The sequence below is a fragment of the Pseudoxanthomonas sp. LjRoot143 genome (assembly GCF_964252945.1).
Taxonomy (GTDB): Bacteria; Pseudomonadota; Gammaproteobacteria; order Xanthomonadales; family Xanthomonadaceae; genus Pseudoxanthomonas_A.
In genome coordinates this window covers 63,115-85,286 of the sequence record NZ_CAXUPM020000001.1, presented here as the reverse complement: position 1 = coordinate 85,286, position 22,172 = coordinate 63,115, and the positions used below count along the sequence as shown (strand labels likewise).

The 22,172-nt window shown below is 67.9% G+C and carries 23 protein-coding genes; 4 read left to right on the top strand and 19 right to left on the bottom strand.

Annotated elements, in window-relative coordinates; genetic code table 11:
• Positions 1 to 267: 267 nt before the first annotated feature.
• On the bottom strand, positions 268 to 1,818 hold the full coding sequence (locus ACSQ1W_RS00390; protein WP_436041221.1) for a hypothetical protein: 1,551 nt from the start codon (positions 1,816 to 1,818) through the stop codon (positions 268 to 270).
• Positions 1,819 to 2,025: 207 nt separating this feature from the next.
• Here ACSQ1W_RS00390 and ACSQ1W_RS00385 point away from each other — a divergent pair, with 207 nt between their 5' ends.
• Positions 2,026 to 2,481, top strand: coding sequence for a nucleoside deaminase (locus ACSQ1W_RS00385; RefSeq protein ID WP_436041220.1), 456 nt, complete (start codon positions 2,026 to 2,028; stop codon positions 2,479 to 2,481).
• Positions 2,482 to 2,494: 13 nt separating this feature from the next.
• Here the strand turns inward: ACSQ1W_RS00385 and ACSQ1W_RS00380 are convergent, their stop codons facing one another.
• The 13 genes from ACSQ1W_RS00380 to ACSQ1W_RS00320 form a co-directional block, all read right to left on the bottom strand.
• Positions 2,495 to 2,959 carry a DUF2269 family protein gene (locus tag ACSQ1W_RS00380; RefSeq protein ID WP_436041219.1) on the bottom strand — a complete coding sequence of 155 codons (465 nt, stop codon included), beginning with the start codon at positions 2,957 to 2,959 and terminating at the stop codon, positions 2,495 to 2,497.
• Positions 2,959 to 4,275 carry a DoxX-like family protein gene (locus ACSQ1W_RS00375; protein ID WP_436041218.1) on the bottom strand — a complete coding sequence of 439 codons (1,317 nt, stop codon included), beginning with the start codon at positions 4,273 to 4,275 and terminating at the stop codon, positions 2,959 to 2,961. Before ACSQ1W_RS00375 ends, ACSQ1W_RS00380 begins: the two co-directional genes overlap by 1 nt.
• A gap of 39 nt (positions 4,276 to 4,314) precedes the next feature.
• Positions 4,315 to 4,653, bottom strand: coding sequence for a zinc ribbon domain-containing protein YjdM (locus ACSQ1W_RS00370; RefSeq protein WP_436041217.1), 339 nt, complete (start codon positions 4,651 to 4,653; stop codon positions 4,315 to 4,317).
• Between the two features lie 92 nt (positions 4,654 to 4,745).
• Positions 4,746 to 6,134 carry an ATP-dependent protease ATPase subunit HslU gene (gene hslU / locus ACSQ1W_RS00365; protein ID WP_436041216.1) on the bottom strand — a complete coding sequence of 463 codons (1,389 nt, stop codon included), beginning with the start codon at positions 6,132 to 6,134 and terminating at the stop codon, positions 4,746 to 4,748.
• Between the two features lie 46 nt (positions 6,135 to 6,180).
• Positions 6,181 to 6,732 carry an ATP-dependent protease subunit HslV gene (gene hslV, locus ACSQ1W_RS00360; protein ID WP_056879246.1) on the bottom strand — a complete coding sequence of 184 codons (552 nt, stop codon included), beginning with the start codon at positions 6,730 to 6,732 and terminating at the stop codon, positions 6,181 to 6,183.
• Between the two features lie 74 nt (positions 6,733 to 6,806).
• Positions 6,807 to 7,688: a tyrosine recombinase XerC gene (gene xerC / locus ACSQ1W_RS00355; RefSeq protein ID WP_436041215.1), complete on the bottom strand. Its 882-nt coding sequence runs from the start codon at positions 7,686 to 7,688 to the stop codon at positions 6,807 to 6,809.
• 26 nt (positions 7,689 to 7,714) lie between these two features.
• Entirely contained in the window at positions 7,715 to 8,389 is a 675-nt protein-coding gene (locus ACSQ1W_RS00350; protein ID WP_192270913.1) for a DUF484 family protein, read from the bottom strand.
• A complete protein-coding gene (dapF, locus tag ACSQ1W_RS00345; protein WP_436041214.1) occupies positions 8,386 to 9,249 on the bottom strand; it encodes a diaminopimelate epimerase in 864 nt (287 codons plus the stop codon). Before dapF ends, ACSQ1W_RS00350 begins: the two co-directional genes overlap by 4 nt.
• Entirely contained in the window at positions 9,242 to 9,451 is a 210-nt protein-coding gene (gene lptM, locus ACSQ1W_RS00340; RefSeq protein ID WP_436041213.1) for an LPS translocon maturation chaperone LptM, read from the bottom strand. Before lptM ends, dapF begins: the two co-directional genes overlap by 8 nt.
• Before the next feature lie 41 nt (positions 9,452 to 9,492).
• Positions 9,493 to 9,831: a YbaN family protein gene (locus ACSQ1W_RS00335; RefSeq protein WP_436046032.1), complete on the bottom strand. Its 339-nt coding sequence runs from the start codon at positions 9,829 to 9,831 to the stop codon at positions 9,493 to 9,495.
• 317 nt (positions 9,832 to 10,148) lie between these two features.
• Entirely contained in the window at positions 10,149 to 12,320 is a 2,172-nt protein-coding gene (locus tag ACSQ1W_RS00330; protein ID WP_436041212.1) for a S9 family peptidase, read from the bottom strand.
• A 66-nt stretch (positions 12,321 to 12,386) separates the two neighbouring features.
• Positions 12,387 to 14,492: a prolyl oligopeptidase family serine peptidase gene (locus tag ACSQ1W_RS00325; RefSeq protein ID WP_436041211.1), complete on the bottom strand. Its 2,106-nt coding sequence runs from the start codon at positions 14,490 to 14,492 to the stop codon at positions 12,387 to 12,389.
• A 76-nt stretch (positions 14,493 to 14,568) separates the two neighbouring features.
• Complete coding sequence (locus ACSQ1W_RS00320) at positions 14,569 to 14,883, bottom strand: hypothetical protein (RefSeq protein ID WP_192270922.1); 315 nt, start codon at positions 14,881 to 14,883, stop codon at positions 14,569 to 14,571.
• 140 nt (positions 14,884 to 15,023) lie between these two features.
• Here ACSQ1W_RS00320 and ACSQ1W_RS00315 point away from each other — a divergent pair, with 140 nt between their 5' ends.
• Positions 15,024 to 15,608: a lipocalin family protein gene (locus ACSQ1W_RS00315; RefSeq protein ID WP_436041210.1), complete on the top strand. Its 585-nt coding sequence runs from the start codon at positions 15,024 to 15,026 to the stop codon at positions 15,606 to 15,608.
• 108 nt (positions 15,609 to 15,716) lie between these two features.
• Here the strand turns inward: ACSQ1W_RS00315 and ACSQ1W_RS00310 are convergent, their stop codons facing one another.
• On the bottom strand, positions 15,717 to 16,688 hold the full coding sequence (locus ACSQ1W_RS00310) for a helix-turn-helix transcriptional regulator (RefSeq protein ID WP_192270924.1): 972 nt from the start codon (positions 16,686 to 16,688) through the stop codon (positions 15,717 to 15,719).
• A gap of 323 nt (positions 16,689 to 17,011) precedes the next feature.
• On the opposite strand from ACSQ1W_RS00310, the gene ACSQ1W_RS00305 reads away from it, so the two are divergent.
• Together ACSQ1W_RS00305 and ACSQ1W_RS00300 are read left to right on the top strand one after the other, a co-directional pair.
• Positions 17,012 to 17,629: a hypothetical protein gene (locus ACSQ1W_RS00305; RefSeq protein ID WP_436041209.1), complete on the top strand. Its 618-nt coding sequence runs from the start codon at positions 17,012 to 17,014 to the stop codon at positions 17,627 to 17,629.
• A 288-nt stretch (positions 17,630 to 17,917) separates the two neighbouring features.
• Positions 17,918 to 18,685: a DUF481 domain-containing protein gene (locus ACSQ1W_RS00300; protein ID WP_436046030.1), complete on the top strand. Its 768-nt coding sequence runs from the start codon at positions 17,918 to 17,920 to the stop codon at positions 18,683 to 18,685.
• Positions 18,686 to 18,691: 6 nt separating this feature from the next.
• Here ACSQ1W_RS00300 and hemC read toward each other — a convergent pair whose 3' ends face one another.
• From hemC to ACSQ1W_RS00280, 4 genes are all read right to left on the bottom strand, one after another.
• A complete protein-coding gene (gene hemC, locus ACSQ1W_RS00295; protein WP_192270928.1) occupies positions 18,692 to 19,600 on the bottom strand; it encodes a hydroxymethylbilane synthase in 909 nt (302 codons plus the stop codon).
• Positions 19,601 to 19,637: 37 nt separating this feature from the next.
• Complete coding sequence (locus ACSQ1W_RS00290; RefSeq protein WP_192270930.1) at positions 19,638 to 20,369, bottom strand: response regulator; 732 nt, start codon at positions 20,367 to 20,369, stop codon at positions 19,638 to 19,640.
• Between the two features lie 95 nt (positions 20,370 to 20,464).
• On the bottom strand, positions 20,465 to 21,151 hold the full coding sequence (locus ACSQ1W_RS00285; RefSeq protein ID WP_436041208.1) for an alpha/beta hydrolase: 687 nt from the start codon (positions 21,149 to 21,151) through the stop codon (positions 20,465 to 20,467).
• A gap of 36 nt (positions 21,152 to 21,187) precedes the next feature.
• Positions 21,188 to 22,153, bottom strand: a complete 966-nt coding sequence (locus ACSQ1W_RS00280; RefSeq protein WP_436041207.1) for an energy transducer TonB — start codon at positions 22,151 to 22,153, stop codon at positions 21,188 to 21,190.
• Positions 22,154 to 22,172 lie beyond the last annotated feature (19 nt).

The following is a 22,172-nucleotide window of genomic DNA, read 5'->3' as shown; positions in this document are numbered from 1 at the left end:
CGAACGCTCCTGCATCGCGTGTCGGCTGATCGGTGTTTGACCACGCGCGACCCCATTTGCAGCCGGCGGGTCGAGATGACGCCGCCATGGTCGGGGTGTCGGCGGGAAGCAGGAGGTCTTGAGGCGACTTTTGCGCGAATCGCGCTGGATGTTCCGAACTGCGATGCAGGTCAGGAATCGATCGCGAACATCATCGTCTTCCGCCCCGACAACGCGCACTCACGCAATGTCGGGGCGCACCGGAACATGTAGGGACATCCCCTACAGTCAGCGTTCGCGGATCGCACATGCGATGGCAGGCGAGCGCATGCCGCCCGCGGCGCAGTGCACGACGGTCGGCGTGCGCTTGCGTGAGCCGCCGGATACCGGCTGCGCGGCCGGCAAGGCGAGGGAAGATGGCGACACCGCATCCGGCTTCAATCGCGGCGGCAACGGCGTGCTCATCACCCGCGCCTGCCCAACCGTCAGCACGAAGCCGGTCGCCGTCTGCGCCTTGACGGTGACCACGTGCGAACCCTCGGGCGTAAGCCAACGCTCGCCTACCTTGAACATCGATCCTTCGTTGTTCGAACGGTTGGCGGGCGGCACGTCGGCATCGATGCTGTAGGCCGTTCCGGACCGCTCGACCTTGTGGATGATCACCGCATTGCCCGCCAGGCTGCCTTCGTACGGCCCCTCGCGCTTTCTCGCTTCCAGGGTGTACACCACGGTGGCATAGGGATCGGCCTGCGGCGACAGCGAGAGCACCAGCATCTGCACGTTCGTCGATCCGGCCAGGTGCGCGTAATCGAGGGCGACATCGCGCGGCGCCTGGTCGCCGAGCGCCACGATCTGCTGGCGCGGCGCATCGACCCAGCTCAGCCGGTGGCGCTGGAAGATGTTGATGTGCTTCGGACGCGTACCGTACGTGGTATCGCCGACCGCGTTCGACCAGCTGTCGCTCATCACGTCCCACGGATTGTCGTAGGTGTCGTCGTCTCCGTCGGAATTGTCGGAGTGCGGCAGACCGTAGCCGTGCCCCATCTCGTGCGCGAGTGGCGCGAGGTTGCCGAACGACCACGGAGGATTCCACGTGACCCGCTTGCACAGGCGCGCGCCACGCACCGTGGCGCAGCTCTGTCCGCCCCAGGCGTAACCGTCCAGATTGCCGTTGAACATCATGTTGATGCCCACCGGCGCGGTGAGGTTGACCGTGTCCGGCGCAGCCGACGCGCAGTCGGCGAACAGCTTGTTGAGATCCGCCTTGTCCTTGCCGTCCACCGTCGTGACGTAGGTGGATCGCGGATTCGGCAGCGTGTACCAGCCATGCGCCGTGCTGCCCGTCAGGTTGATCTTGTTGTACGACACCTCGCGCCAGTAGTGGCCCAACTGGCCCACGCCCTCACCGTACTGGGACTGGAAGAAGGCCTGGTCCTTCTGTTCGTCCGTGATGTCGCTGAACTTGCACATCAGCGTCACCCAGCGCGTGGTGCCGCTGATCGGCGCCGCCGCCATCACGCGCGCGTTGGCGGCCTGCACGGATGCGGACGACGCCACGCGATCGGCGGGCACGATGGCCTCGATGGCCGGCATGGAGGACATGACGCGCCCTGCGGGCGCGAAGGCCACGGCGACGCGGCGGTTGGCCAGCACATACAGGTCGCCCGCGGCGAGCTTCGCCTGCGCCGGGTCGAGGCGGATGCGGGTCCCGTCGTCCTTCAGCAGCGAGGCGTTGAACTGCGGCGCAAGCCGTGGCTGTCCTTTCGCCGCAGGGGGTGGATCGCCCCATTCGAGGTGCAGCAGTCCCTGTTCGATGGTCTGTGCGCGTGCGGTCGACATTGCACACATGGCCAGCACCGCCATCGCCCACGCGCGGCACGGCGCCGCCCTGGCATCCTTCCCCATGATCTCCGACTCCCCGGGTTCCGGTGCGCCTTCCGCACCGCGTCCTGCGTTCTAACCGCTCCCCGGCGTATCCGCCGTGAGTGGCATCACATTCTCCAAGTGTGTGATCCTGCGCGCCTGACGTCGCCGACTTTCTTCCGCATGAACCACTCCATCGACTATCGCGCCCTTCTCCAGACCGCCATCGCCGAAGCCCGGCAGGGACTCGCCGAAGGCGGCATTCCCATCGGCGCCGCTCTCTACCATCAGGATGGGCGCCTGCTCGGCTGCGGCCACAACCGGCGCGTGCAGGAAGGCGACCCTTCCGTGCATGGCGAAACCGACGCGTTCCGCAAGGCCGGCCGTCAGCGTCGCTACCGCGACACGATCATGGTCACCACCCTGGCCCCCTGCTGGTACTGCAGCGGACTGGTGCGGCAGTTCAACATCGGTACCGTGGTGGTGGGCGAATCGGTGACGTTCCGGGGCGGCATCGACTGGCTGCGCGAGTCCGGCGTCAACGTCGTCGACCTGCAGAGCCAGGAATGCATCGATCTGCTCGGTGGCTACATCCGCGCCAATCCCGAGGTGTGGAACGAGGACATCGGCGAGGACTGAGCGCCAGGTATCCTCAGGCCGGTTTCACCACCATCAGCCAGAAGATGGCGATGACACTGATGAAAGCAGGCCAACCCAGCCAGAACCACCACCGCATCGCGCGGTGGTAAGCCGGCGGCAGCGGCACGCCGGAGGACGCCGCCTGTGCCGCGAGATCGCGCGCGCGCACCTGCAGCCACAGCACCGGCAACCAACAGGCGCCGATCACGAAGAAGAGCACCAGCGCCGTCTTCACCCAGAACACGTCCAGCGGCAGGCCAAGCAGGTGCGTCAGCCACAGGCCGGTGCCCAGTTGCACCACCACGGCGGGCGCCGTGAAGCACGCATCGGCGATCACCACCGTACGCGCCGTGGCCGCGATGACGCGGGCATCGCCGCGCAGGTGTGCCAGCCACATGAAGAAGGCGATGCCCAGGCCCGTGCCGAACAGCAGGGTCGAGGCGAGGATGTGGATCCACTTCACCCACAGGTACGTCATCAGCGTCGCTCCGTCAGGACCCACAGCACGGCCAGGGCCGGCAGCAGCACCAGGTTCTTCGCCAGTCCGCCCAGCGGGTCCCACCAGAGCGCCGGCACGGCGGTGCCGAGCACCAGCGTATAGGCGAGCAGCAACAGCAGCATCGCGGAGACCGCGGCACGGGGGCGCCAGCCGCTGGCCAGCCACAGTCCGAGCAGCAGGTCGGCCACGCCACCACCCCGGGCCAGCAGCACAGGACTCATCGCATCCAGCGCCGTGCCGGCGGACAGGCGCAGGATATCGGCCGCCGGGGTGAGGAAGCCGGCCAGCGCCGACAACAACCACAGCGCCACCACCGACCAATGCAAGGCAGGCGCAAGGAAATAGAGCTGCGCCTGCCAACGGTCCTGCACCTGGCTCGGCGCCGATGCGAGCGCATCCTCCAGCGTGCGTGGCCGCATGCCGAAATCGGCCGCCAGCCGCTCGCCCGCGTCCGGCGCCGTCGTGTTGCCGCGCTGGAGCATGCGCCACATGGTGCGTCCCACCGGACCGCGTCCAAGCGCTTCCATCACGGTGACCGCAAGCGACACCGCGGCTTCGGGGACGGCGACGACGCGCTCTCCCGGAACCCGCAGCCAGCGCCGCCACCGCCCCTGGTAGTCGCGCAACGACAGCGGTGCGGGACCGCCCACGTCGTAGATGCCGGTGACAGTGCCCGACACCGCGCGCGCGACCAGTTCCCCGAGGTCTTCCGCCGCCAGCGGCTGCACCTGCCAGCGCCCATCGCCCGGAAGCCATTGGAAGCCGGGGAATCCTGCCAGCGCACGCAGCAGCGAGGTGCCGCCATACGAACCGCTGACCGAATACACCACCGAGGGACGGAGCACGACGGACGACAATGCGAGGCCGCCGAGTCGCTCGTCGAAACGATGCTTGGAGGCGATGAACGGACCGTCTTCCGGAAGGCCGAGGGCCGAGACCTGCACGAAACGGCCGACGCCGCGCGCCATGCAGGCCTGCGCGAGCGCGAGCGGCGCGTCGAGGTGGATCGCCTCGAATGTCTGGCCGCCTTCCTCACGCAGGATGCCGGCAGCGTTGACGACGGCATCCACGCCATCGAGCAGCGGGATCCAGTCGTCCGCCCGCACCATCGCCTGCAGGTCGCAGGCGCGTTCGTCGATCACGAGCGGCCGTCCTCCCGCTCGCACGGCCCGCAGCACGCGCCAGCCGTGCCGGCGGAGCGCGGCCACCAGATAGCCCCCGATGAAACCCGCGCCTCCCACCATCAGCACGGTCCGACCCGCGTTGTCCGGCGATGCCTGCGGGAGGTTTTCCATGCGGTCTTCCGTGTCCGTCGAGAGGGGGAGAAACGCAGATCAGGCCTTGCGCACGAACTCCGACTTGAGCTTCATCGCGCCGATGCCGTCGATCTTGCAGTCGATGTCATGGTCGCCGTCGACCAGGCGGATGTTCTTGACCTTGGTGCCGACCTTCACCACCAGCGACGAGCCCTTGACCTTCAGGTCCTTGATCACGGTGACGGTATCGCCGTCCTGCAGCAGGTTGCCGTTCGCATCCTTGATGACGCGTTCGTCATCACCGCTGCCTGGTGCCTCGGCGGACCATTCGTGTCCGCATTCCGGACAGACCAACTGGGCGCCGTCCTCGTAGGTATAGGCGGAAGCGCATTGGGGACAGGGAGGCAACGTGCTCATCGAAACCGGGAGGTAAACAGGTGCATCGATTGTAACCGACGCAGCGATGCCCTTTCGAAGCGAAGAACCCGCCTTGCGGCGGGTTCGTGGCATCACAGGATGTAGCGGCTCAGGTCCGGATCCTGCACCAGTTCGCCAAGATGCGCATCGACGTACGCGCGATCGATGGTGACGCTCTGGCCATCGCGATCGGGTGCCTCGTAACTCAACGTATCCAGCAGGCGTTCCAGCACGGTGTGCAGGCGGCGCGCGCCGATGTTCTCCTGGCGCTCGTTGACCAGCGCCGCGATCTCGGCCAGGCGGTCGACGGCGTCGTCGGTGAAGCGCAACGCGACGCCCTCGGTCTTCATCAGCTCCACGTACTGCTTGGTCAGCGCCGCCTTGGGCTCGGTCAGGATGCGGATGAAATCCTCCTTGCTCAGCGCCGAGAGCTCCACACGGATCGGGAACCGACCCTGCAATTCGGGAATCAGGTCGCTGGGCTTGGCCAGGTGGAACGCGCCCGAGGCGATGAACAGGATGTGGTCGGTCTTCACCGTGCCGTACTTGGTCGACACATTGCTGCCTTCCACCAGCGGCAGCAGGTCGCGCTGCACGCCTTCGCGGCTGACGTCGGCGCCGCTCATGTTGCCGCTGCGCTTGGCGACCTTGTCGATCTCGTCGATGAAGACGATACCGTGCTGCTCGCACGACTCGATGGCGGCGGCGCGGATGTCGTCCTCGTTGACCAGCTTCGCGGCTTCTTCTTCGACCAGCTGCGGGCGCGCGGCCTTGATGGTCACCGTACGCTTGTGGGTCTTGGCGCCGCCCAGGCTGGAAAACATCTGCCGCAGTTGCTGGCCCATTTCTTCCATGCCCGGCGGGGTCATGATGTCGACGCCGACGTTGGCCGCCAGCTCCAGTTCGATCTCGCGATCATCGAGATCGCCGTTGCGCAACTGACGGCGCAGCTTCTGCCGGGTTTCCGACTCCTTCGACGAAGGCTCCGCACCGATGTCGACCGTCGTGGTGCTGGCACCGAAGCCGAACCCGTTGCCACCGGCGGCATCACGTCGCGGCAGCAGCGCATCCAGGATGCGGTCTTCGGCGCGCTCCTCGGCCTGCGTGCGCATGCGCGCCTTGGCCTGCTCGCGGTACATCTTCACCGCGGTATCGGCCAGGTCGCGGACGATCTGCTCGACGTCCTTGCCCACGTAGCCGACTTCGGTAAAGCGGGTAGCTTCCACTTTCACGAACGGCGCGTTGGCCAGCGTCGCCAGCCGGCGCGCGATCTCGGTCTTGCCGACGCCCGTCGGGCCGATCAGCAGGATGTTCTTGGGCATCACTTCGTTGCGCAGCCCGGCATCGAGTTGCATGCGGCGCCAGCGGTTGCGCAGCGCGATGGCAACCGCGCGCTTGGCGGCGTGCTGGCCGACGATGTGGCGGTCGAGCTCCTGCACGATTTCGCGCGGAGTCATGGTAGAGGACGTGGTATCGGTCATGGCTTTGCGATTGGAAGAGAGGGGACGGAACGTTCGGCGTCGCGGCTCAGAGCTCTTCGACGACGACGTTGCGATTGGTGTAGATGCAGATGTCGCCGGCGATGTTCAGCGACTCGACGGCGATGGATTTCGCGTCCAGCTCCGTGTGCGCCAGCAGCGCGCGTGCAGCGGACAGCGCATAGGAACCGCCGGAGCCGATCGCGATGATGCCGTCCTCCGGCTCGATGACGTCGCCGGTGCCGCTGATGATCAGCGAGGTTTCCTTGTCGGCGACCGCGAGCAGCGCTTCGAGCTTGCCGAGGCGGCGCTCGGTGCGCCAGTCCTTCGCCAGTTCGACCGCGGCACGCGTCAGCTGGCCGTGCTTCTCGAGCTTGGCTTCGAACAGTTCGAACAGCGTGAACGCATCGGCCGCCGCACCGGCGAAGCCCGCCAGCACCTGGCCATCGCGGCCGAGCCGGCGCACCTTGCGCGCGTTGCCTTTCATCACGGTGTGGCCCAGCGTCACCTGGCCATCGCCGGCGACGGCGACATGGCCGTTGCGACGAACGGAAAGAATGGTGGTGGCGTGGAAGACGTTGGGATTCTGGCTGGGGTCCATGGAGGCCTCCGGGGTGTTCTCCCAGAGGTGGGGACGCCGATTCCCGGTTCAAGCATGACCTTCGGCGGGACGGTTCAGCCCTTCTTCCGCTTCGCCCGCGGGTGCGCCGCGTCGTACACCTTGGCCAGGTGCTGGAAATCGAGGTGCGTGTAGATCTGCGTGGTGGCGATGTCGGCGTGGCCAAGCAGTTCCTGCACACCACGCAGGTCGCCGGACGATTCCAGGATATGGCTGGCGAAGCTGTGGCGCAGCATGTGCGGATGCACGTGCTTGAACAGGCCCTGTCGCTGCGCGAGCTGCTTGATGCGGATCTGCACAGCACGCTGGGAGATCGGTCCATCGCCACGGCCGGGGAACACGAAGCCCTCGTTCGCCGCCGGTCGTTCCTGGCGCCATTCGGCCAGCGCGTTGCGCGCGTGCGAGCCGACCGGCACCTTGCGCTCCTTGCTGCCCTTGCCGAGCACGATGACCATGCCGCCGGCCATGTCGAGGTCGCGCCAACGCAAGGCGCAGAGTTCGCTCAGGCGCAGACCGGAGGAGTAGAAGAGTTCGAGCAGCGCGCGATCACGCCTGCCCAGCGGCGCATCGGTCGGCACCTCCACCAGCCTGACGGCCTCGTCCGCATCCAGCACCTGCGGCAACTTGCGTGGCGCCTTGGGCGCGCGCAGCGCCGCGGCGGGACTGGCCGCGATGCGGCCATGCTTGAGCAGCCACTGGTAATAGCTGCGGCACGCGGACAACCGGCGCTGCAGGCTCTTCGGCGACAGGCCGCGCCGGTGCTCGCTGGCGACGAAGCCGCGCAGCTGTTCCGATTGCACGTCCGCAAGATCGGCGATGCCCTGGGACTGCGCCCACTCGGTCAACGCGCTGAGATCGCGGCGATAGGCATCCAGCGTGTGCGCGGACACGCGGCGCTCGACCTCGAGATGCGCAAGGAAGTCATCGACGGTGTGCATGCGCGCTTCCCGATGACGACGCGCGATCAGGCCTCGAACCGCTTCAGCGCCGTGACCAGCGTTTCGCCCATCATGCGCAGGAACAGCGTGCCCATGCCGGGATAGAAGCGGTTGCCGTCGCGGCTGCCGACGGCGACCAGGCCGATACCTGGAAGCGGCAGCAACGCCGACGACGCCACATCCTCGGCGCGCGCGCCGTACAGCAGCACGTGCTTCTCCGGCTGCAGGCGGCCACAGATCGGCTCGCCATCGCGCAGGCAGTCGCGGAACGGCGCCAGGTGCGGATTGTCCGCCGGCACCACCTGCAACCAGTCGCTTTCCTCCAGCCCGGCCACCGGCGTGAGCAGCACGATGCTGACGCGGTCGCCATTGAAGTCTTCGGCCAGCGATGCGGCCATCGCCCGCACGGTGTCGGCGGCGGAGCCCTGCTTCATCAGCGTCAATGCGAGCTGATGCGTACGGACGGCCAGGCGTTCGTTCTCCTGCGCATTGGCGAACAGATCGCCGAGGCGCCGGGACAGCTCGCGGTTCTTGTCCCGCAGAACATCCAGCTGGTAGCTGGCCAAGGATGCCGTGGGGCCCTCGTCGCGCGGCACGACCAGGCTCAGCGCCAGGTCCGGGAACTGCTTCAGGAAGGTCGGGTGCCGCCGCAGCCACGCCGCGACGTCGTGGGCGCCCAGTTTTTCCAGTGTCTCGCTCATGCTTTCCATTCCCCTTCGAATACGAATGCCGCCGGCCCGGACATGATGACCGGCGCGTCGTCGGACGGCCAGCGGATGCGCAACTCGCCGCCCGGCAGCACGATGGCCACGTCGCGGTCCACCCGGCCGCGGTGCATCAGGACCGCCGCCGCGGCGCAGGCGCCGCTGCCGCAGGCCAGCGTTTCACCCACGCCACGCTCGTACACGCGCAGGCGGACGCGGTCGCGCGCCACCACCTCGGCGAAGCCGACGTTGACCGACTCCGGGAAGTGCCGCGAACGCTGCAGCAGCGGGCCGTAATGGTGGACGGGGGCGCCGTCGACGGAAGGCACCTCGATGACGGCATGGGGGTTGCCCATCGACACCGCGCCGAAACGCAGGCGCAGCCCTTCGTCCACGTCGATGTCGTACTCCGCGCGCGCGTGCTCGAACCCCTGCAACGGGATGCGGGCCGGCACGAACTCGGGCACCCCCATCGCGATGGCATAGCGGTGTGCGCCGATGCGCTCCACGGCATGCGTGGCCAGCGGACTGTCGACCTCGAACGTGTCGCCGTTCGCCGCGCCATCACGCACCAGCCAGGCCGCCACGCAGCGCGCGCCGTTGCCGCACTGCTGCGACGGCGAGCCATCGGAGTTCCAGATGCGGTACGCCGCGACCGAGCCGGCGCTGCGCGGCGGCTCGATGGTCAGGATCTGGTCGCAGCCCACGCCCCGGTGACGGTCGGCGAGCGCCGCGGCAAGCGCGGCATCCGGTGGCGGCAGGCCGTCGCGCAGGTCCAGCACGACGAAATCGTTGCCGGCCCCGTGCATCTTGGTGAACCGCATCGCCGTGGACCGCGTGTGCGAGGGATCAGCCATTCCCGTCGGTGGCAGGCACCGTGGCGGGATCGATCGGCGGTTCCGGAGGCAGCGTGTCGCTGCTTGCCGGTGCGGCCTCGGCGGGCGCGACAGGCGCCTCTTCGACCGGCTTCTCCGGCATGAACAGCGGGCCCTTGGCACCGCAGGCGGACAGGACCGCCATCAGGGCGGCGGCGAGGACAAGACGGGCGTTCCGATTCATGCCGCGAGTATAGCCACAGCGCGATGAACGCCGATGGCCGTTTACCCGGCGCGCGGCGGCTCCGGACGCAGCCACAGCCAGGTACCCACGGCGGCCATGCACGCGATCGGCAGCGCCACCATCCACCAGCGGTGCGAACCCAGCCACAGCATCGCCACGAGCAGGACCGCGGTACTGGCCAGCATCGTCCATGTGGCGGCCCACTTGGCGCGGCGCGAGACCGCACGATGCCGGTGCCAGTCGTGGATCATCGGACCGAAGCGCGGGTGCGTGACCAGATAGCGGTGCAGGCGCTCGGAGCCGCGCGACGCGGCATAGGCGGCGATCAAAATGAAGACCGTGGTCGGCAGCCCGGGGACGAACACGCCCAGGATGCCCATGCCGAGGCTGGCGTAGGCCAACAACCACCATGCCCAGCGGAAGCGCACTGGACGGGCGTCGGGCAGGTCACGCGGCGGCGGGGGAGAAGCATCGTGCACGGCGACCTTGTACCCCAAATCCATGGCGGACGGCGCAAATACGATTTGCGCGGATCGGACCACCGCGCCCCACCTTGCCATGACCTGCCACCCTCTCCCGACGACTCACCGGGTTATCGGTCGTGGCGGGGCAGACCTGAAGCCTCCTGTCCCGGCCGGCCCTGCCAGAACGCGAAGAGCCGGGTTGCCCCGGCTCTTCCTGTTCCCGACCGGCGCCGCTACTTCGACGCCACGCCCAGCTGGTCCAGCATGAAGGCGTACATCTCGGCCCGCTCGCGGTACTGGCGGAATCGGCCCGACTTGCCGCCGTGGCCGGCTTCCATGTTGGTGCGGAACACGACGGTTTCCTTGCTCGTGTTCAGATCACGCAGGCGGGCGACGTACTTGGCCGGCTCCCAGTACTGCACCTGCGAATCCCACAGGCCAGTGCCGACGAACATCGCCGGGTAGGCCTTGGCCTGCAGGTTGTCGTAGGGCGAGTACTTCAGGATGTAGTCGTAGTAACCCTTCTCTTCCGGGTTGCCCCACTCGTCGTACTCGTTGGTGGTCAGCGGAATGCTGGGGTCCAGCATGGTGGTGACCACGTCGACGAACGGCACCAGGGTCAGGATGACCTTGTATTTCTCCGGTGCCATGTTCGACACCGCGCCCATCAGCAGACCGCCGGCGCTGCCACCCATCGCGGCGACGCGGTCCTTGGCCGCATAGCCTTCCTTCACCAGGTAGTCGGTGACGTCGATGAAGTCGGTGAAGGTGTTGATCTTGTTGTAGAGCTTGCCGTCGTCGTACCAGGTGCGGCCCATCTCCTGCCCGCCACGGATGTGCGCCAGCGCGTACACCACGCCGCGGTCCAGCAGGCTGATGTTGGTGATGCTGAAGTTCGGGTCCATCGACGAGCCGTAGCTGCCGTAGGCGTACTGCAGCATCGGCGCCTTGCCGTCGCGTGCCACGTCCTTGCGGTACACCAGCGTCACCGGGATCTTCGTCTTGCCGTCGCGCGCCGGCGCCCAGACGCGCTCGGTCACGTACTTCGACGCGTCGTAGCCCGGCACGGGCTGCTGCTTCAGCTGGCGGCGTTCACCCGTCTTTGTATTGATCTCGTAGGTGGTCGCCGGCGTGGTCATCGACGTGTAGCTGTAGCGCAGCCAGTCGGTGCCGGTCTCCGGATTGGCTGACAGGCCCATTGAGTAGGCGGACTCGTCGGCTTTGACGTAATCGCTGCTGCCGTCGGCCTTGATCACGCGCAGGCTCTCCAGCGCATTGGCGCGCTCGGACACCACGCTGAAACCGTCGAACAGTTCGATGCCCTCGACGAACACGTCGTCGCGGTGCGCGATCCAGTCCTTCCAGTCCTTGCGCGAGGTCGAACCGGTCGGCGCGGTGACGACCTTGAAGTTGGTGGCGCCATCGGCATTCGTGCGGATGACCCAGCGGTCGCCCAGGTGGTCGGCCTGGTACTCGACGTCTCGCTCACGCGGTGCCAGCACGGTGAACACGCCCGGACTGGCGGCCGGCGTGCAGCGCATTTCCGAGGACACGGTGCTTTCCACGCCGATGCAGATGAACTGATCGTCGCGCGTGCGGCCGATGCCCATGTAGAAGCTGTCGTCTTCTTCCTCGTAGACCAGCTTGTCCTGGGCAGCCGGCGTGCCGAGCACATGCGACTTCACCCGCTTGCTGAGCAGGGTTTCCGGGTCCTTGTCCACGTAGAACAGCGTGCTGCCATCGTTGGACCAGACCAGGTTCGGCTCGGCGTTGGTCACGGTATCCGGCAGGATCTCGCCGGTATCCAGGTTCTTGAAGCGGATCGTGTACTGGCGACGGCCGTTGGTGTCGTCGGCGTAGGCGAGCAGGCGGTTGTCCTGGCTGACCTCGTAGTCGCCGACGCTGTAGTAGTCCTTGCCCTCGCCCAGCGCATTGACGTCCAGCAGCACCTGCTCGCCGGCGAAGTCGCCAGCGGCGTTGGCCGCCTGGATCGACACCGCGTCCACGCCCGGGCCGTCCTTGCGGCGCGCATGCACGGGATAGTCCTTGCCGGTGACGAAGCGCGCGTAGTACCACCAGCCGCGCTCGCGGTACGGCACGCTGGCGTCATCCTGCTTGATGCGGGCGACGACCTCGTTGTAGAGCTTGTCCTCCAGCGGCTTCAGCGGCGCCATCACCGTGTCGGTGTAGGCGTTCTCGGCGTTGAGGTAGGCGAGCATCTCCTTGTTCTCGCGCTTGTCGTCGCGCAACCAGTAGTACTCGTCGTTGCGCTCGGCGCCGTGCGGTGCCTTGACCACATGCGGCTTCTTGGCCACGTCGGGCGGAGTGGCGCTGGCGGCCAGGGCGGAGGTGATCGGGGTGCTCATCAGGACGGTCGCGGCAAGCAGGAAGGAGGTCGTCTTCATGGATGGGGTCCGGGAATGCGGGATGCAATGGCAGCGCCCCTCCGCAAGGGAGGGGCGCTGGGGGACTTACTTGGCCAGTTGTTGCCAGAGGAAGGTGTAGGCCAGCGCGCTCATGTGCGCGGCCTGGGCATTGTTCGCCGCGCCACCATGGCCGCCCTCGATGTTCTCGTAGTAGCGCACGTCCTTGCCGGCTTCCAGCATCTTCGCGGCCATCTTGCGGGCATGGCCGGGGTGCACGCGGTCATCGCGCGTCGAGGTCATGAACAGGGTGGGGGGATAGTCCTTCTTCGCATCGAACAGGTGGTATGGCGAGAAGGTCTTGATGAATTCCCAGTCGGCCGTGTCGGGATTGCCGTACTCGGCCATCCATGAGGCGCCGGCCAGCAGGTGGCTGTAGCGCTTCATGTCCAGCAGCGGCACCTGCACGACGACCGCGCCGAACAGCTCCGGGTACTGGGTCAGCATGTTGCCGGTCAGCAGGCCGCCGTTGCTGCCGCCCTGGATGCCCAGGTGCTTGGGCGAGGTGATCTTGCGCGCGATCAGGTCCTGCGCGACCGCGGCGAAGTCCTCGTACGCCTTGTGGCGATTGGCCTTCAGCGCCGCCTGATGCCAGCGCGGACCGTACTCGCCGCCGCCGCGGATGTTGGCCACGGCGTACACGCCGCCCTTCTCCAGCCAGCCCTTGCCGACGCCACCGGAGTAGCCCGGCGTCATCGAGATCTCGAAGCCGCCGTACCCGTACAGCAGGGTCGGCGTGCTGCCGTCGTACTTCAGGCCTTCCGGGCGCACCAGGAAGTACGGGATCTTGGTGCCGTCCTTGGAGGTGGCGAAGTGCTGCTCGATCTTCTTGCCGGAGGCGTCGAAGAACGCCGGCATCGACTTCAGCTGCTCGGGCTGCTTGCCCAGCTCGACCAGCGACAGCGTGGTCGGGGTCAGGTAGTCGGTGACGGTCATCCACACCGCATCGCTGTCGTCGCCGTCCACCGCGCTGACGCTGACGGTGCCGAAGGACGGTGCGCCGACGAACTCGCCGCGCTTCCAGCCGGTCGCCGACGGCGTCAGCACGCTGAGCTTGTTCTTGACGTCGTCCAGCACGTTCAGCACGACGTGGTTCTTGGTGACGGACATGCCGGCGAGCGACGTGGTCATGGTCGGCTCGAACAGCACATCAAACGAGCGCTTGCCCGCCATGAAATCGTCGAACTTCGCCGCCAGCAGCGAGCCCGCGGCGTAGGTCTTGCCCTCGACGGTCCACGGCTCGCGCAGTTCCAGCGTCAGCCATTCGCGGAACGCGCCCTTGTTGGCCGAGTTCGGCGCATCGATCTTGGTGAGCGTGCCGTCCTTGCCGCGCAGGTACATCTCGTCGTTGTAGAAGGCCAGCGTGCGGCTGACGAAATCGCGCTGGAAGCCCGGCGTGTCGTCGTGGTACGCCGCGATGTACATGTCGTCCGGCTTGCCTTCGTAGACCACCTTGGCGCTGTCCAGCGGCGTGCCGCGCTTCCATTCCTTGACGATGCGCGGGTAACCGGAGCTGGTCATGCTGCCGGCGCCGAAATCGGTGTAAACGTAGACCGTGTCGGCATCCTTCCAGCCCAGGCCGCCCTTGGCCTCGGGACGGTAGAAGCCGTCGGTCAGGAACTTCTTGTTGACCAGGTCGAACTCACGGGTCTCGTCGGCATCCGCACCGCCGCGCGACAGCGCGATCAGGCAGCGGGTGTAGTCGGGCTTGCGGCAGTCGGCGCCGTGCCAGACCCAGTTCTTGCCCTCGGCCTTGTTCAGCGCATCCAGGTCGAGCACGGTCTCCCACTGCGGCTGGGCCTTGCGGTACTCCGCCAGCGTGGTGCGGCGCCACAGGCCGCGCTCGTGCTGCTTGTCCTTCCAGAAGTTGTAGTAGTGGTCGCCGATCTTCTGCACGCCGGGGATCTTGGCGTCGGAATCCAGGATGGCGCGGATGTCGGCTTCCAGCTCGCGGAACGCCGGCGTCGTGGCGATCTCGGCCTCGGCCTTGGCGTTGACCCCCTTCACCCAGTCGAGCTGTTTCTGGCCCTCGACGTCTTCCAGCCAGGCATACGGGTCGTTGGACACGTCAGCCTCCTTGGCGTGGGCAGGGGCGGACAGCGCGCCCGCAACAGCAAGGCCGGCGGCCAGGCAGGCATGGGTGAGTCTGGGCATCGGGAGTGGCTCCGGAGGTGCAGTTCATGAACATGTCACGCTAGCACAAGGCCCGGAGGCCACCCCCTGCCGAAGGTCAGGCCGCCCGCGGCAGGGCTGTCGTGCGGGCCCGGATCCGCCGCGCCTGCGGGCTGCGTCGGCGTCGCGCCGCCCCCGTCAGGCGAGTGCCGGTCGGCAGCCGGAAGCGGTGCAGCGCCCACCACGCCACGGCCGGCATGCCGACCAGCCACAGCGGCAACCAGCCCAGCCAGTCCGTGCTGGCCCGCGCCAGCGGCACCAGCAGCACCAGTGCCACGCCCGCCAGCACTGCCCGGCGCAGGACACGATCAAGATGAACATCGGGGCGGTCCGGGCGGACGGCATGCGGATCCTGGATCGAGAACGTGGCCATGGCGAAAGACTCCCTTGTGTGATGTCAGTACGCCGTCACACTCGCGCATGCGCATCTCATGGATTGCGACGTCACCGGTTACCATCTGCTCGCACCCTGATGACGCGCGTGTCGGTAAGACGGGGAGGAAGGAGTTCCACATGTCCATCGCGTTTCACTACCGCACGTTCCGTCTCGCCCTGCTGGTGCTGCTCCTGTGCCTCACGGCGGGTTGCGCCAGCCGTGGCGGCGCGCAGGCATCCCCCGATGCCATCGACCTGCCGCGCCTCATGGGCACCTGGCACGTGGTCGCGCACATCCCCTACTTCGCCGAGCGCGGACACGTGGCGGCACGCTACGAGTACGCGCTGCGCGATGCCGACAAGGTGGGCGTGACCTATCACTACCGTGAAGGTTTCGCGGCGCCCGAAGAACAGCGCGAGGCACGCGCCTCGGTCAAGGGCGACTCGGGCAACCGCGAATGGACGTTGTGGTTCGTCGGGGTGGTGCCGGCGAAGTGGCGCATCGTCGAGGTGGCCCCGGACTATTCGTGGGTGCTGGTCGACTACCCGGGGCGCGACATGGGCTGGATCCTCGCCCGCGACACCGTGATGGAGGATGCGCAGTACCAGGACCTGGTGAAGCGCGCCCGCGACCACGGCATCAACGCGCGCCAGCTGGTCCGTGTGCCGCAGGTGCCGGAACAGGTGGGCAAGCCCGGATTCGGCGAACCGAAGGGGCCGTGACGGCAACGGCAGAGGACAGCGTCCTGTGGGAGCGACGTCAGTCGCGATGACAGGTGGGGCGAACCGCAAAGCTTTGCGACTTATGTCGCCCCCACAACGACCACGGCGTTACTTCTTCTCGTAGTTCGACAGCGCCAGCTCCAGCAGCGCCTTCGCCTGTTCGCGCAACACCGCGGGCTCCACGATCTCGGCGTCGGCACCGTAGTGCAGGATGTCCATCAGCAGCTCGCGCGAGACGCTGTAAGGGATCTTCAATTCGTAGCGACCATCGGGCAGATGGCGCCCTTGCTGCTTGGAGTGCCATTGCTCGTCGGCGACCCAGCGCGCGGCCTTGGCGCTGAACAGGATCGTCGCCCAGCCTTTCGGTTCGCCCGAGAAGATGCCGTAGCTCGAGGCCAGGTGCTGGTTCAGTTCTTCGTTGGGCAGGTCGCGCGCCGGCTCTTCGCCCAGCCGTGCATTGCCGACACGATCGACGGCGAAGCTGCGTAGCCCGTTGCGTTCGTGGTCCCAGGCATCCAGGTACCAGTTGTCGCGGTAGTGGGTGATGCGTTGCGGCGACACCGTGCGCCGGGTGCGCTCGTCGGTGGAGCGCGCGCGGTATTCGAACTGCAGTTGCTTGCGCTCCAGCACGGCGGAGGCGACGGTACGGAAGCTCGCTTCGTCGAGCTTGCGTCCGCGGTGCGGAATCACCCGCACGCGGTCGACCGGCCACTGGTCCACGCCGGCATGATCGGCCAGCAGGCCTTCGATGCGCTTCTGCAGCGGCGCCAGTGCGCCCGACAGTACGCCGCCACCGGTCCGCACCAGCAGCTGCTGCGCAGCGAGCAATGCATACAGTTCCTCCGAACTCAGCCACAGGCCGGGCAGTTCGAAGCGATCGCTTTCGGCGGCGTGGTAGCGGAAGCCCGCCTCGCCATCGCCCTCGATCGGTGCCATCAGTGCATCGCGCAGGTAGGCCAGGTCGCGATAGACGGTGGCGCGCGAACAGCCCAGTTCCTCCTGCAGGCGCTTCACGGTGACCGGATAGCGTGCCGCTTTCAGGATGCGGTGCAGGGCGGTGATGCGTTCGATCTTGTCCATGGGCGGCACGGCAGGGGGCGTGCGCGGATTATCACCGACGGGTGGCCGTTTTCATCGCCTGCCCGCCGTTGGAACGGGTACAGGGGACATGCGCCGACGGCGCCTTGGGCCCGTGCGGTGCCTGGTGCTGCGGCGTGTCCTCGCCGCCGTGGGGCCCTCAACGCACGGACCCAAGGCGCTCTCGCCCGGGAGCCCCGGCACGGGCACCCCGTGCAAGCTCCAACCGGCAGGACGCCGGGGCCACACGATCAGCGCGTGGACGGATAACTCCATATTCATTTCCGGCTCTACAGACTCCGCGCACACGATGCGGAGATGACAGGATGTCAGCAGAAAGCCGGAGCCGTGCCGTTGCGGCCGTGATCGTGCTGGTGATCCATGTATCGGTGGCCTGGGTGCTTCTGCGAACACCCGCCCGACATGCCGACGGGAGCGATGATCGATCCGTGCTGCGGGTGCGCTGGATCGAGTTGGCGCAGCCCGCGCCGCAACCGTCCCTTCCGCCGGCGCGCGCGACAACGTCCCCACCCGACAACCGTCCATCGCCGCCATCCGAGCGGGTGCCGCCATCGCAGGTGGCCAGGGAACCATCTCCCGAGACCACGGTATCCCCCCGCGCGTCCGACTACCTGGCGCAAGGCGCGGCCTGGGCGGCGCAAACAGCAACGGCGGTGGATTTCCAGCCCGGGCTGACGGCCAGCCGCACACCAGCACTTCCCGGAGGCGCAAACGGCGGCCGGTTCCGCATGCGCGAACCGACATCCCCCAAACGGACCGTCGAAAAAAGGATCGGATTGCTCTTCGGCGGACCCCACTACACCACCGATCCCTGCCCCCGGATGCATGAGAATGTGTACGGCCTGCTGCCCGATGCCAGCGATGAGGGCCGGCGACGGCTGGCATGGGAACTCCGCGAGTACCGGGAGCGCTGCCGACCGTGATGGCGATCCTGATCCAGGTCCGCTCGCATGGCAGAATGCATGTCGCAAACCTGAATCGGAACAAGCACTTGGGTTGTCGCACCGATGGGGCTTCCCTACCATGTAACCGGTTTCAGTTCTTTCCCTCCCCCGAGATTCGCCATGCCTGCCCGGATGTCCCCTTCCCTGCTCGCCCTTGCCCTCATGGCGGGCGGCACGATCGAGGCGCACGCCGCCGACGTCCTTCTGCCGCGTAACGACAAGGTGGATGCGCCCAAGACGGACAAGGGACTTGGCAAGCAGGAGGGTATGGCGGTGCCGGTCGTCGCCCTGGCGGTGCGCCCGATCCCGGAAGAGGTGCCGCCCCCGCCGCCGGCCGCTCCGCCCACCCCGACGCTGACCGGTGGCGGCGAACTGGGCTTCGCGGCCGCCAGTGGCAACAGCAACAACGAAAGCTTCAACGGGCGGCTGGACCTCACCTACAACGACGGCGGCGCCTGGCGCCACAGCGCCAGCCTGTTCGGCCTGCACTCGCGCTCCGAGTACACGCGCACGCAAGAGGACGGCAGCGTTGTTCGCGACCGCCGCACCACCGCCAATCGCTACACGGTGACCGGCAACAGCGCCTACATGATGGATGACCGCGGCACGCTCAACACCTCGGTGCGCCACGAGCAGGACGACTTCGGCACTTATAGCCGGCAGCAGTCGGTCAGCCTCAGCTACGGCAACCGCGTGATCGAGAACGAGCGCGCGCACCTCGACCTGCAGGTCGGTCCCGGCTACCGCCGTGCCCACGACACCGTGGATGGACGCACCGAAGCCAGCTTCATCGGCCGCGGCCTGATCGACATGCGCTATGCCCTCAGCGAGAACACCGAGATCGTCAACAAGCTGCTGGTGGAATCGGGCGAGTACAACACGTTCGCGCAGAACGACCTGGGCGTCTCGGTGACGATGAACTCGCACCTCGCATTGAAGGCCGGCTGGCAGGCCCGCCACAACAGCGACGTGGCGCCCGACATCAAGAAGACCGACACGCTGACCACCATGAACGTGGTCTACCGCTTCAAGTAAGGGCTGTCAGGCGAGGAACGCGCCCGCGCCCTGCTCGAGCAGCTGCGCGGCGACGCGGCGCCCGAGCGCGTCGGGGTCGGCCGCCGGACCGCGCGCTTCGGCGCGGAGCACCTGGCCATCGGCGGCGGATCCCACCAGCCCCGACAGCACGAGATCGTCACCGACGCGCTGCGCGAATGCAGCGACGGGAACATGGCAGCTGCCATGCAGCGCGCGGTTCATCGCCCGCTCCGCCTCCACGCAGAGGCGGGTGGCGGCATCGTCCAGCACGGCGAACAACGCATGCGTGTCCGGGTCTTCGGCGCGGCACTCGACCGCGACAGCACCCTGCGCAGGCGCCGGCAGCCAGTCCGGCGCATCCAGCCGGGCACGGATGCGCGATGCGAAGCCGAGCCGCTGCAGGCCGGCACAGGCCAGGACGATGGCGTCGTATTCGCCCGCATCCAACTTGGCCAGGCGCGTGTTGACGTTGCCGCGCAGGTCACGCAGTTCCAGGTCCGGACGCAGCGCGCGCAACTGCGCCTGTCGGCGCAGCGACGACGTGCCCACGCGGGCGCCTTGAGGCAGTGCAGCGACATCGGCGTACAGGGTGGAGACGAACGCATCGGCGGGATCGGCGCGGGTCAGGATGGCCGGCAGGGCGAACGGCCCCTCCAGTTCCATCGGCACGTCCTTGAGCGAATGCACCGCGCAATCGGCCTCGCCGCGCAACATGGCCAGCTCCAGTTCCTTCAGGAACAGGCCCTTGCCGCCGATCGCCGCCAGCGACCGGTCCAGCACTTCGTCGCCACGCGTGCTCATCGGCACCAGTTCGACGACCAGACCGGGGTGCGCGGCGCGCAGGCGGTCGGCGACGTGTTCGCTCTGCCAGAGGGCGAGCGGGCTCTTGCGGGTGGCGATGCGCAGCGTGGTCATGCAGGCATTATCCCGCATGGGGCGGCGTCCGCGGCGATCAGAGCGCCTTGACCGTCTCGCGCAGGCCAGCCACGCAACGGCGGCTGACCTCGAGAGGTACCTTGCCGTGGCGCAGGATGGCCTGCACGTGGCCGTCGCCGACGCGCTTGATCTCGACGAGTTCATGCCGCGCCACGAGGCAATTGCGATGGATGCGCACGAAGCGTCCACCGAACTCTTCCTCCAGCGACTTCAGCGATTCCTCGATCAGGTCCTCGCCGCGGGCGTGGTGCACCACCACGTACTTCTCCTCGGCCTGCAGGTAGTGCACTTCATCGACCGGGATCAGCCGCAGGCTGCCGCGCAGGCGCGCGCACAGATGAGTGCGCGGCTGGCTGCTCGAAGCCGCGGGCGGATGGTTCTCACGCCCGGCGATGAAGGTGCGCGCACGCTCCAGTGCCGCCGCCAGCCGTTCGGGCCGGATCGGCTTCATCAGATAATCGATGGCCGCCGCCTCGAACGCGGACAGCGCGTGTTCGTCGTAGGCCGTGCAGAACACCACCGCCGGGCGGGGGTCGAAGGCCGCCAGGTGGCGGGCCGCTTCCAGTCCATCCACGCCGGGCATGGCGATGTCGAGCAGCACCATGTCGGGGCGATGTTGCGAACACGCCTGCAGCGCATCGAGGCCGTTCTCGGCCTCGGCCACCACGTCGATGCCGGGATGCTCGGCGAGCAGCGCGCGCAACCGCTCGCGGGCCAGGGATTCGTCGTCGGCGATGACCACTTTCACGGCAAAGGCGTCCTCGGTGAACGTTGGCGTGATCCCCCGAATCCTAGGGTACCCATGGCGACGCCATGCGTCATCCACCGGGGGGCGCGTGGGAATTACAACGCAAAACGCCGCGCCATCCAGTCACCCAGGTCACGGATTTCCTCCGCGCACACCTGGTGCGCCATCGGATAGCGGTGCCACTGGACGTCGAAGCCCAGGTCGCCCAGTACACGGGCGCTATGTTCGGCATGGACGAGCGGAATCACCGGATCGCCCGTTCCGTGCGCCATGAAAACGGGCTGCGCGGTCGCCGCCTGGGCGAGACGGGCCCCGGCCTGCGCCGCGCCGGGCAAGTAGGTCGACAACGCGATCAGTCCGGCCAGCGGCACTTGTCTGCGCAGGCCGGCCGCCAAGGTCACCGCACCGCCCTGCGAGAATCCTGCCAGCAGGAGGCGCTCGGGCGGGATGCCGCGGGCCTGCTCGCGTGCGATCAGCGCCTCCACCTGGACGATGGACTCCTCGATGCCGGCGCTGTCCGCGCGGGTGGGGAAATCCATGCCAACGATGTCGTACCACGCGCGCATGCGTACGCCGTTGTTGATCGTCACCGCGCGCACCGGTGCGTGCGGGAACACGAAGCGCAATGCCGGCCACCCCGGCCGTACGAGCTCTGGCACGAGCGGCGCGAAGTCATGGCCATCGGCGCCCAGCCCGTGCAACCACAGCACGGACCATTGCGGCTCGGGGCCTGTTTCCTGTTCGACGGTGTCGAGCACGGCGGAAGCGGAAGAAGTCGTCATGCCACCATTCTCGCCGCAGATGCTTGCCGACACCACTCAGCCGCCGCCGGCATCTCCGGCAGGCAGACGGAACCGCACCGTGCGGCTGGATGCATGCGCCTGGCCCGTGGCCTCGAAACGCCACCGTTGCGCGACCGCGAGCGCCGAGGCATCGAACATGCCGCCCGGGGTCGAGGACAGCAGGCGCACGTCCCTGACGCTGCCGTCCGGCTGTACGGTAAAGGCCACTTCCGCCTGGCCCTCGATGCGCGCGCGCAGCGCGGGCAACGGATAGCGTGGCTGCGCATCCTGGAGCAACCTCGGTGCGCGGGCGCCCTGCGCGACGCGAGGTGCCACGGCAGGCGCGCCGGCTGGTATCGGCGCGTCCTGCGCCACGACCGCGGGTGCGGGTGCGGGTGCGGGTGCGGGCGATGGCGCTGCGGCAGGCACAGGCTCGGTCACGACCGGCGTGATGGTCGCCGGCGCCGCGACGGACGTTCCCGCGCCGCGCGCGGGCGCGGGCACTGCCGCTGTCGGCACCACGACGGCCGGCGGCGCCACCGCGGCAGGGGCGACCTGCGCAGCCTGCTCGCGCGCCAGCGCGGCGACCTCCATCGCCAACCGTGGCAGTGCAGGCGCGCGCGCATCGATGCGTTCGATCAGGCCCTGCAAGCGCGAGGCTTCCTGCGCATCGCCGCGTGCGATGGCCTGCTCCGCAGCGATCAGCACGTAGGGCTGCAGTTCGGCCAGTGCCGCCTGCGCGCGCGCATGCTCCGTCGCCTCCGCGCGGGCGGCGAGATAGTGCTCCACCGCGTTGTCGCCGGCGGGCGACAGCATCCGGCGCTGGGACAGGGCGCGCGTGGCGCGCTCATACGAGGTCGCCGGCACGGGTCCGGCGCTGGTATCCGCCGCACCTGCGGACGATGCCTGCCCCTCCGAACCGGCCGCGGGCGGCGAACCGGCCCCGCATGCCGTCATGCACAGCACGCTCCCCACCCACATCCATTTCCACATCGCTTTCATGCTCGCCCCTGTCTTGCGG